This is a genomic window from Allorhizobium sp. NPDC080224 (assembly GCF_050281005.1).
GTDB lineage: Bacteria > Pseudomonadota > Alphaproteobacteria > Rhizobiales > Rhizobiaceae > Allorhizobium.
Genome location: NZ_JBNNWJ010000001.1, coordinates 3,727,164 through 3,742,948, shown reverse-complemented (window position 1 = coordinate 3,742,948; position 15,785 = coordinate 3,727,164). Strand labels below are relative to the sequence as shown.

Annotated in this window: 10 protein-coding genes and 1 tRNA gene; 7 read left to right on the top strand and 4 right to left on the bottom strand. The window is 58.9% G+C overall.

From position 1 onward, the window contains the following. Positions 1–18: 18 nt before the first annotated feature. A tRNA-Met gene (locus tag ACQKP1_RS18360) sits at positions 19–95 on the top strand. Between the two features lie 210 nt (positions 96–305). On the opposite strand, the gene ACQKP1_RS18355 is transcribed toward ACQKP1_RS18360, so the two are convergent. From ACQKP1_RS18355 to ACQKP1_RS18340, 4 genes are all read right to left on the bottom strand, one after another. Then, positions 306–1,408 (bottom strand): IS3 family transposase gene (locus ACQKP1_RS18355; protein ID WP_427276364.1). Its coding sequence is split into 2 segments (ribosomal slippage): positions 306–1,147 and positions 1,147–1,408, totalling 1,104 coding nucleotides; the frame shifts between segments, so codons are not numbered across the junction. A gap of 145 nt (positions 1,409–1,553) precedes the next feature. Beyond that, positions 1,554–3,074, bottom strand: coding sequence for a radical SAM protein (locus tag ACQKP1_RS18350; protein ID WP_427276363.1), 1,521 nt, complete (start codon positions 3,072–3,074; stop codon positions 1,554–1,556). Positions 3,075–3,218: 144 nt separating this feature from the next. Next, positions 3,219–3,497, bottom strand: coding sequence for a Nif11-like leader peptide family RiPP precursor (locus tag ACQKP1_RS18345; protein ID WP_427276362.1), 279 nt, complete (start codon positions 3,495–3,497; stop codon positions 3,219–3,221). A gap of 35 nt (positions 3,498–3,532) precedes the next feature. After that, on the bottom strand, positions 3,533–4,795 hold the full coding sequence (locus tag ACQKP1_RS18340) for a GNAT family N-acetyltransferase (protein ID WP_427276361.1): 1,263 nt from the start codon (positions 4,793–4,795) through the stop codon (positions 3,533–3,535). On the opposite strand from ACQKP1_RS18340, the gene ACQKP1_RS18335 reads away from it, so the two are divergent. The 6 genes from ACQKP1_RS18335 to ACQKP1_RS18310 all read left to right on the top strand — a co-directional run bounded on the left by ACQKP1_RS18335 (position 4,782) and on the right by ACQKP1_RS18310 (position 15,723). Further along, entirely contained in the window at positions 4,782–6,038 is a 1,257-nt protein-coding gene (locus ACQKP1_RS18335; RefSeq protein WP_427276360.1) for an NHLP bacteriocin system secretion protein, read from the top strand. The two genes, ACQKP1_RS18340 and ACQKP1_RS18335, sit on opposite strands and share 14 nt — an antisense overlap. A gap of 1 nt (position 6,039) precedes the next feature. Next, a complete protein-coding gene (locus tag ACQKP1_RS18330; RefSeq protein WP_427276359.1) occupies positions 6,040–8,196 on the top strand; it encodes an NHLP family bacteriocin export ABC transporter peptidase/permease/ATPase subunit in 2,157 nt (718 codons plus the stop codon). After that, the gene (locus ACQKP1_RS18325; protein ID WP_427276358.1) at positions 8,189–11,050 is read left to right on the top strand and encodes an NHLP bacteriocin export ABC transporter permease/ATPase subunit; all 2,862 of its coding nucleotides are present in this window, start codon (positions 8,189–8,191) and stop codon (positions 11,048–11,050) included. Before ACQKP1_RS18330 ends, ACQKP1_RS18325 begins: the two co-directional genes overlap by 8 nt. A gap of 8 nt (positions 11,051–11,058) precedes the next feature. Continuing rightward, positions 11,059–11,592: a cyclic nucleotide-binding domain-containing protein gene (locus tag ACQKP1_RS18320; protein WP_427276357.1), complete on the top strand. Its 534-nt coding sequence runs from the start codon at positions 11,059–11,061 to the stop codon at positions 11,590–11,592. A gap of 370 nt (positions 11,593–11,962) precedes the next feature. Then, positions 11,963–13,897 carry a cysteine peptidase family C39 domain-containing protein gene (locus ACQKP1_RS18315; RefSeq protein ID WP_427276356.1) on the top strand — a complete coding sequence of 645 codons (1,935 nt, stop codon included), beginning with the start codon at positions 11,963–11,965 and terminating at the stop codon, positions 13,895–13,897. After that, on the top strand, positions 13,897–15,723 hold the full coding sequence (locus ACQKP1_RS18310; protein ID WP_427276483.1) for an ATP-binding cassette domain-containing protein: 1,827 nt from the start codon (positions 13,897–13,899) through the stop codon (positions 15,721–15,723). The genes ACQKP1_RS18315 and ACQKP1_RS18310 overlap by 1 nt, the downstream gene beginning before the upstream one ends. Positions 15,724–15,785 lie beyond the last annotated feature (62 nt).

Genomic DNA, 15,785 nt, shown 5'->3' with positions numbered 1-15,785 from the left:
ACAAAGTTGCGCTCTTGGCGCGGGGTGGAGCAGCCCGGTAGCTCGTCAGGCTCATAACCTGAAGGCCGCAGGTTCAAATCCTGCCCCCGCAACCAATGAGAATTGTAAATTCTCCCTCGCTGGAAACATCTTCACAAGCTCCTCGGCATAAAACTCGAGGAGCTTTTTGCGTTTGATCGAGATGATGTCGAGCAGATCACCTGTGACCTGAGCCCCAATTTCCCTCCAGTTTTCGGGACAGTCTTGGTTTTTTTGCTCTGGTACCAAACCTTGGACCGCCGGGAACTAGAGTTTTCCGGCTCTGATCACGATGGCTGGCTGGTTGCGCCACCGGGATTATGCATGGCGATCGGGACGTTATATCCGATCGCTGAGTGAGGACGTTCCTCGTTGTAGTATCGACGCCAAGTCTCCAACTTTTCGCGCGAATCCGCAAGGGTCAGGAACCAATGGGCGTTCAGGCACTCCGATCGCAGCTTGCTGTTGAAGGCCTCGATGAAGCCGTTATCAGTCGGTTTGCCCGGGCGTGAGAAGTCCAGGGTGACGTTGTTGGCATAGGCCCAGAGGTCAAGATCACGGGAGATGAATTCGCTGCCATTGTCCACCCTGATCGTCTTCGGATAGCCGGTCTTTCGGCAGATGCCTTCCAGTGTCTGGACGACATCCTCGCCGCGATAGGTGAAGCGTGCGTCGGCGGCTGGGCAGTAGCGCGAGTGCGTGTCGACCACGGTCAGGATACACAGCTTCTTGCCGGTTGCGAGCTGGTCATGAACGAAGTCCATCGCCCAGACGTCGTTCGGCCCGACAGCTTCCTGACGATCATCTCGGAGCTTTGCCTTCACACGCCGCTTGGGATGCTTGTTGCGCAGCTGAAGGCCAAACTCGCTGTAAATCCTGCGTGTCTTCTTCATATTGATCTTCCAACCGTCGCGGCGCAAATGCACATGGACGCGGCGGTAGCCATACCGCACACATGTCTCGCAAATCTCCTTGATGCGTCGTTCGAGTGGGGCCTGTCCGGTGCGGCGGGATTTGTAGTGGTAGGTCGATGTATCGAACTTCGGGACCTTGCAGGCCCGTCGAATCGATATGCCCCAGTCCACCAGCATCCCGTCGATCAGCTTGCGCTTCCGGACAGGCCTCAGAGCTTTCGCCGGATAACGTCCTGCAACATCTCGCGGTCCAGCGTCAGATCGGCAACGATCTTCTTGAGCCTGGAGTTCTCATCTTCCAGAGCCTTCAATCGGCGCATCTCGTCGGGCAGCAGACCCGCATACTTCTTGCGCCAATTGAAATAGGTCGCCGGGCTGATCCCGGCCTTCCGGCAGATCTCTGCCACCGGCACGCCGTCATCGCCCTGCTTCAAAATAAACGCCTTCTGCGCGTCCGAGAACTTCGATGCCTTCATGCTTCCGCTCCTTTTCCCAGCCGGGAAATTACAGCGGAAAACTCCAATTATGAACGGTCCAGTTTTTGGGGATCAGAGCACCGGCAATGGGTCTGGCTCCCTTCACGCGGTTCGGACCGCGCTCGTCTGTGGCCGAAGGCATCGCTTATGGGAGAGGCCTCTCTAGGTGTGCAAGATCGGGGTGCCACAGACCTTGAACCTCAAGCATATGCCGGGCCTGACAGTAAAGTACGAATATTGTGGTTAGCGAGCCCACCAGATCGGGACGATTGGCGAATGCTCGATCAAAGGCCTTGACCAAGCCGTATTCTGCGCCTCCTCGCTTGACAAGCTCCCGAGCGAGCAACGCAGCCGGTCCTGTGAAAAGTACCTGGCCCCTTGAGGCTTTTCTCTCGCCTGACAGAGACACATAGCGCTCAAGGCGGCTCATGAAATGGCCGGGGGCGAATAATCGGTTGAGAAGCCACGTCATTCCCGATCGCAATTGCTCCCTGCTCATTGAGGCTGGAATGATGTTCGTGCTCACGAGCGATGCCGAGTGATCGGCCCCTTCAGTCAGGCGTCCCTCTTTCAACATACGGGCATACAGCGGTGTTGTCTCGGGTGCGACGAGCACTCCTGGAGTGATCAGAGGAAGAGGCATGCTCTGGATAAAGTCGAATTGCCGTTCAAAGATATCGAAGCCATCCTGATCGAAGCCGACGATGATGCCCCCGTACACCATCATGCCATGTTGAACGATCGTCTCGACCTGAGCAATCATGTCGTGCCGCAGGTTCTGGCGCTTGCCGGCCTCGGCGAGGCTTTGTTCATTGGGTGTTTCTATCCCGACGAAGAGGGTTTCAAAACCGGAATTTCGCATGAGTGCGAGAATGTCGTGGTCGCGACTGATATCGATCGACACCTGCGTTGCAAAAGCCATACGATCATCCGGTCTCCTCTCGTTCCAGTCAAGGAGCCGTTCGAGCAGAGCCCTGGTCCGCCGTCGCATAACCGTCAGATTGTCGTCAGCAAAGAAGACACTGCGAACACCGCGATCACGCAGGATGTCGAGTTCGGACGTAATCTGCTCCGGCTCCTTCCATCGTTGCTTGCGTCCGAGATATTGGATGACGTCACAGAACTCGCAGTCGAACGGGCACCCGCGAGATGTCTGCACTTGGGCAGACCAGGTCCGCTCGAGCGGATAAAGGTCCCAGCGCGGCACAGGTGAATCGATAAGCGCAGGCTTGCCACCTTGATAGACTGGTCTGTACTGACCCGAAGCAAGGTCCTCGAAGAGCTCGCCTGCAAGCTCTTCAATCTCGCCGATAACGAGAATATCGCAATGCTCTCTCAGGGTATCCGGCGACAAAGAGGCATAGGAGCCCCCGATGAGCACGGTCTTGCCGCGACGTCTGAACTCCGCCGCAAGCTCGATCATCCGGGCCTGTTGGGTCACTTTCCCCGTGATGCCGACGTATCGAGCCGGATGGGAGTAATCGACAGGATCTAGACGCTCCTCGCAGATCGTCACCTTCCAGTTGTCAGGGGCAAAGGCTGCGACTGTCGGGGTTGCCAGATCGGCAATCGCTGTCGCATTGACACCTGTCCATGCGCCGAGAACCTCCAGGCCGAAATAGCCCGGAGCGTTTTCTGCCGGATTGATCAGGTAGATTTCGTGCATCGGGGGATCCGGGAAAGCAGTCCAGGGATGGAGCAGACCTATCTCTGGTCGGCCTGCTCCACTGGGCGCTCATGGATGTTGAGCGGGGTCATGCTTCGTTGCTGAGGTATTCTATGAGTCAACCAGCGGCTGAAAAAAGGCAAGTTATCGGCCAAAAGAGCCTTTCGTGGGCTCCTTGGCGCTAGGTGGCATCATTATTCCACCAGCGACCAGTTCCAGCTCGTCGTCGGACAGCTCGTCGTTCATACTTGCGTGATGCGCCAAGGCGACGCTCAGCTCCTCCGTCGTGAATGAGAAGCCTTCGCGCTCCGCAAGCTTCACGACGGCGTCAGCACCTTCCTGCAAGGCCATAGTCGCCTGCGCCTCCAGGGCCTGATCACTGCGGACGTGTTCATAGAATTTTTCCAAAGCATCGATCGACATAAGATATCCTTTCTTCTGGACTGTGTGGGGAGAGGTTACTGGAGGGGGCCATCGGATCGAAAAATGGTGTCTACCCTGTCAGCGATCGGGGCAAAGCGGCGGCGGGTCAAGTGGACCATGCGTGGCCGCGAGGTGTCGGTGTAGTAAAGGGCAAGCGACTGAGGGCCGAAGAGCTCAACCTGCTTCCTGTAGCAGTGAAAATAGGCACCCACAGCGATGGCCGTGTGCCAATAGCTCGGGTCGAGAAAGGCCTCGAAATACTCGATCAAAGGATCGGTTGGAGTGCCGTTCAAGGTCTCCGAGCCGGACAAGGTTTGCCAGCGCTCGCTGGAGGGGCCGGCCAGTACCCAGCCGACCAGTTCGCCCTGACGGCGCACCAGGCAACTGACCTCTGGCTCCAGTCGCGGCCAAAGTCGCAATGGCCCTTGCATTTGCGCAGCATCGTCGACAGCCAACAGATCATTGACCCTTTGTTCGTCGGTGGCAGTCAGGCACAGCGGATCGAAACTGTAGACTGATTGTTTTGTCAGCTTCTCGGAGACCGGCGCCCAGCTGCCGACTGCCCGCACCATGGGACCGGCTCTTCCGAGTACGAAAAGCCCGTCTTCGACCGGCGGAGTCCAGCCGGCCCCTGCCAGAAGAGCGCAAAGAGCTTCATGCCTTGCTCTGCGCTCCACAAATCGCACGAACATGGAGCGCGCGCCGCGTCCAACCGCATCAGCCATCCAGGTTTCAAGAAGCCGTTTGCCCAGTCCCCGCCGGCGGCGCGCTGTTGCCACCATCAGTGACACCAGTTCGGCCTGTCCCTTATCATCCACGAAGCCCAGTGCCAGTCCCACCGGTAGGCCTGCAACGACCGCGCCAACTGCAAACCATTGGGTCGGAAGTTCAGCCATCAATGGACGCAGGCGCGGAAAGGTCAGTTGAGAAAACAGGCTGGCACTGCCTTGAAGAGACAGGAGCCGAGCCTCGCCGCATGAGGCGGCCGGTAGGGGGGCTGCGTCAGCAAGCAGTGACGTTCCTCTGTGTGTCTTGTCCGTGATCATCAGCATGCACCTTTGGTCACCGGAATCTCCCGGCACCTGATTGGCCGGCAATGTGAAGCGACGGCTTGCTGATGAAAAGTGATCTGCGACGTATCTCTCCGTTGCGCCCAGATTTGGCCTCGCTGTTCGAAACCGATTGGTCGCACTTGCAATCGAGATCCGATAGATCCTCAAATTATTGTTTTGGCTGAAGGGGCAAGCCACACCATGATGAAAATGCAGCGGGAAGACTTGGTCGATGAGCGCTGACAAGCTCTTTCGCCGGGAGGCGCTCCAGAAGCTCGCGTCGCCCGAACGGCTTGATGAAGCCGTGCAAATCAATTCCAGAGGGACCTGGATTGCGGTCACGGCATTTGTAGGGCTCGCTTTGCTGTTTGGATTGTGGAGCGTGGTTGGACGTATCCCCTCCCGTGTCGATGGGCAGGGCATATTGCTCCTTTCCGGGGGGAACGTGATCGACACTGTCGCGCTCGCATCGGGCACTCTTGTCACGCAAGGTGTGGCAGCTGGTGCGGCTGTCACGCCGGGAATGACGATCGCGCGGATCGAGCAACCTGATATTGCGCTTCGGCTGGCGGACATTAACCGTCGCCTTGAAACACTTATTGCAAACCGGCAGCAAGCATTTCTGGATGAAGAACAGCTGCGTAAGGCGAAACTTTCCAATACGAAGGCACGGCGCATTGCTTATGAAGGAAGGTCACGAGACGCCCGGCAGCGCCTCGAGGCCTATCAGGCGCAACTGAAACGGCAGGAAAATCTGGTCGCCACTGGTGCGCTGGCGGTTGCGACCTTGCAGCAGACGCGCGAGCAAATAGAGCTTGCCGCCCAGGACCTGTCGAATGTCGAAGCCAGCCTGCTGGAGATGGAGGCGTCCGGCTTTGCCGCGGATGCCGAAAGCCGCCGTCTGATCAGCGCGCTCGATCAGGAGGTCAGCAAGGTCGAGGCGGAGCGCGATCAACTCGCCCAGATGCTAAGAGAATTCGGCAAGGTTCAGGTGCTTCAGTCTGGAACGCTTGTCGAATGGAAGGTGCCCTCCGGCACCTTTGTCGCGTCCGGAGCGCCGGTGGCGAGTATCGCGACGGGCGATGGCGGCCTGGAGTTGCGCCTTTTCTTGCCACCGGCCAGTGGCAAACGGGTACGGCCGGGCATGCGCGTCGACATTGAAATTTCCGGTCTGCCGCGCGAGCAATGGGGAACGCTGACTGGCCATGTCCGCTCTGTCTCCGATTTTCCGGCGACCCGAGAGGGAATGCGCGCCATCCTGCAGAACGATACACTGGTCTCCAGTTTCTCGTCAGACGGGGCCCCTTTCACCGCAGTGGTAACCCTTGATGCAGATCCTTCCGCGGCGAGCGGATATCGTTGGGTTGGAGGGCCCGGCCCGGCCCAAGCGCTCAGCCATGGCGCCATCGGAAAAGCCAAGGTCACGATCGAAGAGCGCGCTCCGATTGATTTCCTGGTCCCCATGCTTCGCAGACTCACGAGTGCGTAACATGGCACCACGACCACATGCCAAGCGGCGCAAGCCGGTGCCGACTATTCTGCAGATCGAACAGACCGAATGTGGGGTCGCTTGTCTCGCCATGATCCTGGCGTCATATGGGATGCATATCGGCCTCGAGCGACTGCGTGAAATGGCCGGTGTCTCGCGTGATGGTACGAGAGCAAGCAACCTCTTGAAGGCTGCTCGCAGAGTGGGCCTGACGGCGAAGGGGTTTCGCAAAGAGCCTGAACAACTCCACGAAGTTCCATGGCCCGCCATCCTTCACTGGAACTTCAATCACTTCGTGGTTCTTGAAGGTCTCAACGCAAGTTTCGCCTATCTCAACGATCCCGCGACTGGTCGGCGCAAGATCCCTCTGGATGAGCTCCGCCAGGCATTTACCGGTGTCGTCATTGCGTGTGAACCAGGCGCCGACTTCGAACCCTCAGGAGCGCAGCCATCCGTTCTTTCGGCCCTAGCGCAACGGCTCGAAGGCACCCGGGCGCTCTTGCCGCAGATCATCATCACATCCGGTCTCCTGGTCGTGCCCGGGGTCGCCCTACCGGTGCTGTCCCGGGTCTTTGTCGATGACATATTGACCACCCGACAGACAGACTGGATCATCCCCTTCAGTGTCCTGCTGGCGACCATCACGCTTGCGCAGGCGGCGCTCGTCCTGCTGCAACAGATGTTGTTGGCAAGGCTGGAGGTCCGCCTTGCCTTTCTTCCAGCGACGAAAATGCTCTGGCATATGTTGCGCCTTCCGATGAGCTTTTACGCTCAGCGTCATCCGGGCGAACTGGCAAATCGGCTGGACGCCAATGAAAAGTTGGCCAGTCTTCTGTCAGGACAGTTTGCAACAAGCATTTTCAACCTCTTGAGCATGATCGTCTACGCAGGCGTCATGCTGTTGCTTGACCCGGTGCTGGCTGTCGCCATCATTCTCCTGCAATGCATCTATTTCCTCACGCTGAGCGTATCCAACCGTCTTCAGTCCCGTAATGCCCGGCTGCAAGCGGCGCAGTCGGGAAAACTGATTGCGGCGACGGTCGGCGCGATCCGCGCTATCGAGACCATCAAGGCATCCGCAACGGAACGGGAGGCATTCCAGCGCTGGGCGGGGCATCAGGCCCGGCTTCTAAGCCTGCGCAGCAGCCAGGGCAGGGTGGAGGCCCTGATTGGGATCGTGCCTGGGCTTCTTTCTGCCTTGTCAGCCGCAGCAGTTTTGGGCCTGGGCGGGCTGCGTGTCATGGACGGCGCAATCTCGCTGGGAACCCTGATTGCCTTTCAGGCCCTGGCGGTCAGCTTCTACACCCCCATCGCCAGCCTCGTGCAGCTTGCCGGTCAAATACAAATGGTTAAGGCCGACATTGATCGTGCCGATGACCTTATGAGGGCGCCTGCCGCGCACTTTGAGGCTGAAGATGCAACACCGGCCAGTTTCGAATTGCGGGCCGAAGACCTGGTCTTCGGCTACAGTCCTCTTGATCCTCCCTTCGTCAATGGGTTCTCGCTGACATTAAGACCGGGTGCGCGAGTGGCACTTGTTGGCGGGTCCGGCAGCGGCAAAAGCACGGTTGGTCGCCTCCTGGCAGGTCTGTTCACTCCGTGGTCAGGCTCGATTTCCATCGGTGGGATTGGGCTGAACGAATTGGATCCAGCACGTCGGGCGGCTATATGTGGCTATGTTGACCAGGAGATCTTCCTGTTCGAAGGCACGGTCGAGGATAATCTCAGCCTTTGGGACCCGGGCGTCTCGGATCGGCGCCTTATCCGGGCACTCTCTGATGCCGCCGTTCTCGATGACGTCATCATGCGGAAGGGCCAGCTCCTGTCTCAGGTCAATGAAGGGGGTACCAACTTCTCGGGAGGGCAGCGCCAAAGACTGGAAATTGCCCGCGTTCTGGCCGCCGAGCCATCCATTGTCATCCTCGACGAAGCCACCTCAGCGCTTGATCCGGCAACGGAAAAGCGGATTGACGATAACCTGCGGGCACGCGGCTGCACGACCATCATTATCGCCCATCGGCTCAGCACGATCCGAGACTGTGACGAGATCATCGTCATGAAGGACGGGCGGATCGTCGAACGCGGTGACCATGAGACACTGATGGCGGCTGCAGGAGAATATGCCGCGCTGATTGCTGAGGGTGCGGGTCATGGCTGAACGTCAAGCGACCATTGCCGGTGGCGCCAACAGACCCCTGTTTCTTGACGAGGCCGACCGCTTCTACAGGTTGACGCGTGGTTACGCCGATCTTTTTGCGATAGGCGGAGACGGTCTCAGACGGCATCTGTTCCGTATCGAGGTCGGTGAATATCTTTTTCCAGCTGTCTCTTTCGGCCAGCATCGGCTGTGCGCCATCGGTTCTCTTGGTTCGGAGTTTGCGGTCTGCGAGGCAGGCGCCCCAAAGCCACCGCCGGAAGCCGTCATGTCTTGGGTTCAGGCGATGATCGGGGTCCTGGGCCAGACGCCGCAGGGCTGGACTGATCGCATCCTGTTGACGGGCGAGTTCGATCTACCTCAGGGCATGACAGTCTCTGCACCTCATCGGACACTCTGCTTCGGTCGCCCCTTGGGCGGAAGCGTGACCTGGTGCGACCGAACCTGGCCAGTTGGCCTTGAACTGCCGATCACCTCGACGACCTCGGTGACCGCCATTTCCGATGCGGCCCTGCAGGTATCAACCGAGTGCCCCGACCACGCAATTTTGGCAGAAGGCCTCTGCTTCATCGGCGGCGAGGTCCTGTCGCAACTTGATCGAGAGGCGGCTCAACATGGCGCCAAGCTCGAAGATCGGCTGAACATCCGCCGTCAGGCCATGGACCGAAGCCTTGGCAAAAGTCTTTCGGATCTGCTGACCTTGAGGGAGCCGAAAACCGGTCAGATGTCATCTGCCCGGCTTTCGGTTTTTGTTGCCGTCATGCAGACGAGTGGACTGGAGGTATCACAAGCTCTGCGGCGGGATCTCGAGGCCCTGGGCGACAAGGGCTCTTACGAGCCGCTTTTACGATCTGCGGGCCTTTACTATCGCCAGGTGATGCTCGACCACGACTGGTGGCACCGTGACGGCACTGCGATGCTTGCAACGCTGAAGGACGGCTCGCCGGCAGGCCTGGTTCCGGGCAAAGGCGGCGGTTGGCTGCTGGTGACGCATGAAGGTATGCGTCGCCTGACCAAACCGCTTGCGCAAGAGGTTTCAACGGGCGCGCTGCAGATCTATCCGTCGCTTGAGGATCGCCCCATGGGCCTCCTCGAAACCATGCGGTTTGGCTTTTCCGGCACACGCTACGATGTTGTCGCCACACTCACCGTGGCGCTGGTCGCCAGTTTGGTGGTCATGGTCCCGCCGATCGCAGCCACCATGCTTTTTCAGCATGTCGTGCCAGCTGGTGACCGGGGCAATCTGCTATTCATACTGGCGTCACTGGTCGCGCTCGCCTTTGGCCAGTCCGCCTTCGAACTGATGCGCAGCCTTTGCGTCGCACGGATAGAAACGCGTCTGGATTCGTCGATACAGGCCGCGCTTTTCCAGCGCCTTCTAAGACTTCCAGTGAATTTCTTTCGGGCCTATTCCGCAGGTGATTTGACGGAACGGGTGCTGGGCATTCAAGAGGCACGCCAGATGATCACCGGCGCGACCATGTCCGGACTCTTCGGCGCCATGGGAGTGATCGCAAGTGCCGGGGTGCTGGTGTTCCTCGACTGGCGACTGGCATTGACGGGCATCGCCGTCCTTGCCCTCTTTCTTGTCATCTCGGCAATCCTCTCCTTCAGACAGCTTGCACAGGAAAGACGCCAAGCAGCGATCCGGGGGCAGAACCAAGGTTTCGTACTTCAATTGCTGATCGGCATGACAAAGCTGCGCGCCGCCCATGCGGAGAAACTGGCCCTCGCCCAATGGGCCTGGAAGAGCCTTGAGCACCGAAAGGCTTTTGCCACGTCAAGATCCATTCAGTCCGTGCATGCAGCACTTCTGGCACTGATGCCGTGGTTTTCCTTGCTGATGATCTATGTCACGCTTTTGTGGCTGATGAAGTCTGATCAGCAGCAAGCGGCGCTGCTTGCTCTCTTGCCGTCAGGTGGAAGCACAGCTTCCACCGCGCTGCGCGAGCCTTTGACGGCCGCAGCCTTTATCGGTTTCACGACCGCCTTCGGGCAGATGACGACCGGATTGAAGGCGACAGTCGAGGCGTTTACCCATCTGGCAAGCGTGGCCCCCTTGGCAGAACGCACAGCCCCCGTGCTGAAAGCCGTGCCAGATGGTGCCTCGACCAGCCGGGGATCATCACCACAACTCACCGGCAGTCTTGTGTTCCGCAATGTCAGTCTCCGCTACGGCATGGATAGCCCCCTCGTTCTGAAAAGCCTCGATCTTGAGATACAGCCGGGCGACTTCATCGCGGTCACCGGGCCTTCTGGGAGTGGCAAATCCACATTGCTGCGCCTTATCCTGGGCTTCGAGACACCGGATACTGGGGAGATCTTTTATGATGGTATCCCGTCGCATGGGATCGAGCTTGCGTCGCTCCGGTCCCAGATCGGCATCGTGTTGCAAAATGGGGGCTTAAGCGCGGGCTCGATCTACGACAACATCGTCGGATCCTCCGGTCTAGGCGTTGCCGATGCATGGGCTGCGGCCAGAATGGTGGGCCTGGCAGAAGAAATAGAGAGCATGCCGATGGGCATGCACACCGTCCTGAACGACGGCGCCATGACCATCTCGGGTGGGCAGAGGCAGAGGATCCTGATCGCCCGAGCGCTGGTCAGAAAACCGCGCATCCTTCTGTTCGATGAAGCAACCAGCGCCCTGGACAACCGGACCCAGGCGATCGTCACCCGCAGCCTGACCAGTCTCGAGGTTACGCGCATCGTCATCGCACATCGTCTGAGCACCATCAAAGAGGCCGATCGGATCATCGTCCTCGATCGTGGCAGCCTCGTCGAAAGTGGAACTTACAACGACCTGATTAGCGCGGGCGGCACCTTCAGTGACCTCGCTCGCCGGCAATTGCTCTAGGAGATGGTATGCGCAAGGTTCTCTACATCCTTGGCCAGTTGAACGATGAAGATGCCGAATGGCTCGCTCGAACGGGGCGCATCAGGACCTGTAAGGAGGGTGAGGTTCTGATCAACGAGGGTGTGGCGACCCAAGATCTCTACTTCGTCTTGGACGGAGAAGTGGGCGTACAGGTCAAAGGCGCCGGCGAGGTTGCCCGCCTGGGTCGCGGTGAGCTGGTGGGCGAAATGTCCTTTGTCGATTCATCGCCGCCCTCCGCAACAATCCTGGCGCATGGTGGTGCAAGAGTGCTGGCGGTGGAGAAGGCCGCGATCGACGCGCGTCTGCGACGGGATAACGGATTTGCCGGCCGCTTTTACAAGGCCATCGCAATTTTTTTGGCCGATCGACTGCGCTCGACCATGGGCCGCATGCGCAGCACGGAAGGCTTGCACCGCGACCAAATCATGGACGATGAGCTCGATGAGAGCATTCTCGATCAGATTTCCCTCGCCGGCTCAAGGTTCGAACACATGCTGTCAATCCTGTCCAAGGTAAACTGAAGCCCATGGGGTGGGGCCACCGAAGCTGACCCACCGCAAAGACCGTCAGCGAAGTCTAAGCAATCCAGACGATGAGAGACAAAAGCAGAAGGATCACGCTCAGCATGGTCAATGGAGCGGGCAGACTGGACAGCCTCAAAGGGCTGTCGAGATCCTGGGTTGCCGAAAGCCTGCTGAGCGCTTGTGAACGAAAAAGTCGAGCCCCCTTGATCAGGGGCAAGTCGGCGTCTTTCTCTGAAGACATGACACAGTGAACTCCCAGACATCAAAGGGGCAGCTAAACCACTCTGCAGCAGGGCAGCAAGAGGATATTGACGCCCCAGCTTTAGGCGGGCGCCTAAAAGCCTTGATCAGGGGCAGGGAGCGGCCGGTGCATACACCGCAGCTGCGTCAGTCTGCGCTCACCGAATGCGGTCTCACGGCATTGGCAATCATCTTTGCCTGGCACGGGCTCGATGTTTCACTCGAGAGATTGCGCAATGAGATCGGCTCGAGCCGACTGGGGCTCACGGCCCGCCAACTCCTCGAACTTGCCCGACGCTATGACTTCGAGACCAAGGCTTGTCGGCGTGAGATTGATCAACTGGCGACGCTTCCCCTGCCATTCATCGCCCACTACCGATTCATACATTTCGTCGTGGTCGAGCATGTTACAGACCAGCATGTCACGATCAACGATCCTGCAAGCGGGCCACAGCGTCTGACGATTGAAGAATTTGCCAGGGACTTCACCGGTATCGCCCTGACATTCGTCCCACGCTTTGCGCCGCCGCCGCCGGTCCATCCAGCAAGGCGGGAATTCTGGCTGCAGCTGAGCGACAATCGGGTTTCGGCAACCATCATTCTGCTGCTTTGCCTGATGCAAACATCAGCAGTCGCGTTCGGGCTCGTGAGCATGGCCAAGGCTCTGGACGGACATCAGCATCCCAGCGTTGCGCTTCTCGCGTGGATCCTGGTGGCCAAATTGCATCTATTGCTGCACTGGGGCACCGAGAACTTTGTAGAGCGCCTTTCCACTCGGACACGAGACCTCACATGGCAGCGTTTCAAGAGCATGCCGCCCGAATGGTTTTCTACAAAGACGGCAAGCCAGCTCGCAGATATTCTCACCCTCGGTGAGCGCTGGTCTTTGTTGCTACCCATGGCCGCTTCGCTTCTACGGTCGCTGCTCTTGATCCCGGTCCTTCTGGTTGCGCCGTTGATCCAGCTGCCCATTGGACTGGTCATCGCATCGTTGACGGCAATCGCCTCTTGTATCGTTCTTGCAGCATGCCTTCGCCGCGGCGAGACCCGGATGAGACGTGTGCGTGAGGCGCAGCTTCTTGTCCTGCCCGATACGCATATCCTTGCAGATCTTGAGAGCCGACAGTTTGCAAGGCGCGACAGCGAGCTCATCTCTTATTTGGCAGCAGAGCACGCTCAGATGCATTCGCAAGCACAGGTCAACCTGGGCTGGCAGGCGAAACTCGATGTGTTTGTGTCTCTGCCGATTGTCCTCGCTCTGGCGATCATCATGGCCGACGGGCTATTCACTCAAGAGTGGGGAACTGCCGCAGCGCTTGGCACAGTTTGCGTCGTGATTGGCCTCTGCCTGCGAACGGCACGACGCAGTTTTCCCGCTATTTCAGAAGTGATGGGTTTGCTCTCGCGTTTGCACGACCTGCGCAACACAGACTGTGACTCCACAGGATTGCAGTCGCAGCCGGGATCGCCCGCAGGCCTCGCCATTCATCTTGACGATGCGAACCTGTTTTTGAGCAAGGGTGATCTGCTGCAGATTACTGGACCGTCTGGAAGCGGAAAGACACGACTGGCGCGCCAGATTGCAGGCCTCGAACCAAGCCCGAATGGCACCATTACCTTTGATGGAATGGCGACCGAAACGCTCTGTCATCAGGGATTGCCGCGGGTGCTGCTTGTCGACGAGCAGGTTCTCACGATCTCCGGCAGCCTGGCGGAGAACCTCTGTCTCGGTGATAGCCGCTTCGACCGCCAGGCTTTGGACGCGGTGCTGGATCTGGTCGAGCTCAATCAGGAGCTTTGCCAGCGTGGAGGGCTGGATCTGGAACTTTCTGCGGAAAGGCGGCTGTTGAGCGGCGGCCAGCTCCGTCGCCTGGCGCTTGCCCGCGCGCTCTTGCGCCAACCTTCGGTCATCGTGCTGGATGGAGCCCTCGATGCCCTGGACGCCCCGCTTGCTGGACGTATCGTCGAGCGGCTGCGGGAACGACATATACTGGTTCTGATTGGTGAGCGTGGCACGCAATCACGCCGGCCGGACGCGACCATCGATCTGGGCCGTTGCTGATGGTCGATGTCGCGCGTTGTCTGGCAATCTTGGCGCAGGGCCTTGACCATAGGCAGGAAGCAGAGCTTCTGGTTGCAGCGCAAAAGCGGGGGCTTTCGCTTCGGCGCGTCCGGATGCAAGACAGGAACTGGAGAAGGCAGGATCTTGGTATCCTGATCGCCTGGCAGACAGCGACAGGGCAATTCGTCGTGATCGATGCCACTGGCTGCGGATCACCATCTCGTGTCAGCATCGACGGCAGCCGGCAACGGTTGTCCAGGGCCGATTGCGAAGCCTTGGATACAGACATGTTTGCTCTGGCAAAGCCGCAGGGGCGCTCGATCCGAGCGAGCGATGCTGTTCTCGCACTCCTTGTCATGGTTGCGGCGCAGTCCTTGATCCTTCTGGTGTTTTGGAGGCACCCACCTGGAATGGGTGCGATGTTCATCTTGCTGATGGCGGGCCTTGCATGGATCCTGGCGCGCGTTGCCTATTCAATTGCCGCGTCGCGGGCGTCCATCTTGCTCGGATGGCGTCGTCATTCTGATCTCTGGGCCGAAATACTCGACAGAGGAGTAACGATCCTTCAGAGCCGCACGCCTCACGACTACGCCCGGGCGATGCGTTCATTGCTGAAGAACCGGGTCAAGACCTTGTGCGGAAGAATGGCCCTTCCGATGGGGCTTGCCAGTCTGTTGCCGGGTCTTGTGGCCTTGAGCATTTCGGTTCCGCAACTTGGTCTCTACTATGCTCTCATCTGGATACCTCTGCTCGCTTGCGCAATCGCGTCTCGGCGTTTGGTGGGACTGATCGAAAATGCGGAAGGGCAGAGTTTGGGCGAGATGGAACAGTGGCTGGATCTCGCGGCGCAAGGCAGCTTGGGTTTGCGGCCGTTGGGCGCGGAGAGTTTTGCCCTGACGCGTCTGGAGGCTGCTCTGAGACGTCAGAGAAGACTTGCCCGTCGAAGGAGGACGCTGCAGCAGGTTATCTTTGCGTGTGAAGCACTGTTTTTCGTACTTGCAGGCGCGGTATCGATCATCTCGACACTGGACACGCCCCTCACCGCCTTGGTCACTGTGGCCAGCTTTATGGTTGCGCTGGGGCTCGTGGAAGTCGGTTGCGCAGCAGCCGCCATGACTGCGAGCGGGGGATCGTCACATGATAACGCGTCCAAAAGCCGGTTCACACGCGATCTGGCCGAGGAGCACGAAGCACTCGAATCCATCGAACTGATTGGGGTCACCTTCCAGTATCCTGGCGCGTCGCGCCCCCTGTTCAAGCCGCAAGATCTCAGCATCCGGCGGGGCGAGATTGTTGCCATCACAGGACCGTCCGGTGCAGGTAAATCGACCTTACTGAGGCTCGCCCTCGGCATCTTGCCGCCGACCACGGGTGAGGTGAGGATCAACGGGAAATGCGTTTGCGCACAAGAGCAGAAAATCTGGCGAAGACAGCTTGGTGTTGTTCTCCAGGATGAGCATATGGCCGTCGACACCCTCAAGTCCTTCCTGCAGGGGATGAGCGGCCTTTCACTTGAGACAGCGCTTCGAAGTTCCGACAGGCTTGGCCTCCTGAAGGAGATCGAGGCTTTGCCCATGGGCATTCAGACACTTGTTGCGGAAGGGATGGTCCCGGCGGGTTTGCGTGAGCGCTTGCTGATTGCAAGGGTTCTCTTGCGGCAGCCATCACTGCTGATCCTGGACGAAGCGACAACTGGTCTCGACGAAGAGTTCCAGACCAGACTTCTGGAAGAGCTGCGCACAGCCGGGATCGGCGTCCTGATCGCTACACACCGTAAAAGCGTGGTGGCAATCGCTGATAGATGCGTGATGGTGACCCCTGTTTGAACAACACAGGTCTCAAGGCCGTAACCCTTTACAGGGTCAGCAAGCCTTGTTGCTCCACAGGG

Coding starts and splice junctions, on each gene's coding strand:
- ACQKP1_RS18350 (WP_427276363.1), bottom strand. CDS start 3,074: ATGCACGAAATCTACCTGATCAATCCGGCAGAAAACGCTCCGGGCTAT.
- ACQKP1_RS18345 (WP_427276362.1), bottom strand. CDS start 3,497: ATGTCGATCGATGCTTTGGAAAAATTCTATGAACACGTCCGCAGTGAT.
- ACQKP1_RS18335 (WP_427276360.1), top strand. CDS start 4,782: ATGAGCGCTGACAAGCTCTTTCGCCGGGAGGCGCTCCAGAAGCTCGCG.
- ACQKP1_RS18330 (WP_427276359.1), top strand. CDS start 6,040: ATGGCACCACGACCACATGCCAAGCGGCGCAAGCCGGTGCCGACTATT.
- ACQKP1_RS18325 (WP_427276358.1), top strand. CDS start 8,189: ATGGCTGAACGTCAAGCGACCATTGCCGGTGGCGCCAACAGACCCCTG.
- ACQKP1_RS18320 (WP_427276357.1), top strand. CDS start 11,059: ATGCGCAAGGTTCTCTACATCCTTGGCCAGTTGAACGATGAAGATGCC.
- ACQKP1_RS18310 (WP_427276483.1), top strand. CDS start 13,897: ATGGTCGATGTCGCGCGTTGTCTGGCAATCTTGGCGCAGGGCCTTGAC.